We start from the raw sequence: 2348 nt of genomic DNA, 5'->3' as shown, positions 1-2348 counted from the left end.
GACCGGCGAGAAGATGATCAGACCGACGCAGACGATGAGCCCGCCGTAGATCGACCACAGCGCGCCCTGGGTGGTGAAGTTCTTCCAGAAGAGCGTGTAGAGGATCGTCGGCAGGTTGGCCGAGGCCGCCACCGCGAAGGCCAGGGCCACCAGGAAGGCGATGTTGATGCCGGCCTGGAGCGCCAGGATCCCCAGCCCGATGGAGACCGCGCCGATGACGACGGCGGTGATCCGGGCGACCCGGACCTCCGCGTTCGCCTCCACCTGGCCGTTCTTGAGCACCGAGGCGTAGACGTCGTGGGCGAAGGACGCCGAGGCGGTGATGGTCAGGCCGGCCACGACCGCGAGGATCGTGGCGAAGGCGACGCCGGCGATGATGCCCAGCAGCACCGTGCCGCCGAGCTCGAACGCGAGCAGCGGGGCCGCCGCGTTGACCCCACCGGGTGCGGCGAGGATCGTCTCCGAGCCCACCAGGGCCCCCGCGCCGTAGCCGATGACCAGGCTGAACAGGTAGAAGCCGCCGATCAGCCAGATCGCCCAGACGACGGACTTCCGCGCGTCCTTGGCGGTGGGCACGGTGTAGAAGCGCATCAGCACGTGCGGCAGGCCGGCGGTGCCGAGCACCAGGGCCAGCGCGAGGCTGATGAAGTCCAACCGGGTGGTGTCCGACAGTCCGTACTGGGCGCCGGGCTCCAAGACCTGCCCACCCTCCGAGGCGACCGCCCCACCGAGCAGCGCCGAGAGGCTGAAGCCGTACTCGGCGAGCACCCAGATCGTCATCACCAGGGCACCGGCGATCAGCAGCGCCGCTTTGATCATCTGCACGTAGGTCGTGCCGCGCATGCCGCCGACCAGCACGTAGAAGATCATCAGTGCGCCGACGACGACCACGACGATCGCCTCGGCCGCGGCCCCGCTCACGCCCAGCAGCAGGGCGACCAGGCCACCGGCTCCGGCCATCTGGGCGAGCAGGTAGAACAGCGAGACGAACAGCGTGGAGATGGCCGCCGCGGTCCGCACCGGCCCCTGCCGCATCCGGAAGGCCAGGACGTCGGCCATGGTGAACCGGGCCGTGTTGCGCATCAGTTCCGCGACCAGCAGCAGCGCCACCAGCCAGGCGACGAGGAAGCCGATCGAGTAGAGGAAGCCGTCGTAGCCGTAGATGGCGATGGCGCCGGCGATGCCCAGGAACGAGGCCGCCGACAGGTAGTCACCGGCGATGGCCAGGCCGTTCTGGGTGCCGGTGATGTTCCGGCCGGCGGCGTAGTAGTCCGCGGCGCTCTTGTTGTTCCGGCTGGCCCGGAAGGTGATGAACAGCGTGATCAGGACGAAGACGCCGAAGATCGAGATGTTGATCGCCGGCTCGCCGATGGTCGCGCTCTCGGCGGCGAACACGTCAGCCACGGGGGGTCTCCTCGTTCCGGGGGGAGGCGAACTCGTGGGCCTCGAGGCGGGTGCGCATCTCGTCGGAGATGGGGTCGGTGTTCTTGCTCGCGTGCCGCACGTAGAGCTGGGTGATCAGGAAGGTGCTCACGAACTGGCCCAGCCCGAGCAGGATGCCGAGGTTGACGTTGCCGAAGACCTCGGTGGACATGAAGTCCGCCGCGTACGTGGAGAGCAGGACGAACAGCAGGTACCAGACCAGGAAGGCGACCGTCATCGGCACCGCGAAGCTGCGGAACCGGCGACGCAGCTCGATGAACTCCGGTGAGTCCTGCGCTTGGCGGTACTCCTCCGGGGTCAGCAGCTTGCGTTCGTTCGGGGGTGTCACATGGCACCTCACACTGTGTGTCGCCTGTCGGGTGATCGCGGTCACCCTAGGGTGTCAGTGCTCACAATGGCAGTCGGGGTATCCCGATAGTTATCGAAGCGGTCTCGGAGGACGCCTGAAGGCCACGCAGCGGCAACGCCGGGGAAACGGCCGACTGGTGCGATGGGTGCATGGCCTCCTCCAGGACCACGAGCTCCCGGACCGGCACTCCCCGGACCGGCGGGCAGGCCGCGGCCTCCACCGGCTGGTACCCCGTCGCCCGCTCCAGCGAGGTGGGGACGACGCCGCGGCAGGTGGGCGCGGGCGGGCAGGCCTACGTCGTCCTCCGCACCCGGCCCGGGGCCGAGGTGACCGCCCTGTCGGCGCGCTGCCCGCACCGGTTGGTGCCGCTGACCACGGCGACCGTCGTCGATGGCCGGGTGCGCTGCCCGTACCACGGCTGGGAGTTCAACGCGGAGGGCCGCTGCGTGGAGATCCCCTCCCTCGGGCCGGTCGGCACCCCACCCCCGCGGGCCGACCTGTCCGCACCCTGGGCGGTCGAGGAGCGGGACGGCTGGGTGTGGCTGGCCCCCGACCC

General features: G+C 69.8%; 3 protein-coding genes. 1 reads left to right on the top strand and 2 read right to left on the bottom strand.

Annotated elements, in window-relative coordinates:
• Together G5C62_RS26545 and G5C62_RS26540 are read right to left on the bottom strand one after the other, a co-directional pair.
• Positions 1 to 1404: cation acetate symporter (locus G5C62_RS26545; RefSeq protein WP_164703347.1), on the bottom strand; the 1404-nt coding region annotated here is incomplete at its 3' end.
• Positions 1397 to 1771, bottom strand: coding sequence for a DUF485 domain-containing protein (locus G5C62_RS26540; RefSeq protein WP_036339662.1), 375 nt, complete (start codon positions 1769 to 1771; stop codon positions 1397 to 1399). The genes G5C62_RS26545 and G5C62_RS26540, both read right to left, overlap by 8 nt.
• Positions 1772 to 1941: 170 nt before the next feature.
• Between G5C62_RS26540 and G5C62_RS26535 the strand changes: the two genes are divergently transcribed.
• Positions 1942 to 2348 (top strand): Rieske (2Fe-2S) protein (locus G5C62_RS26535; RefSeq protein ID WP_164703346.1); only part of this gene is annotated, 407 nt, incomplete at its 3' end.

Source organism: Modestobacter sp. KNN46-3 (assembly GCF_011039295.1).
Note: the sequence above shows the minus strand (reverse complement) of the source record. Positions and strands in the feature narration are given on the sequence as shown.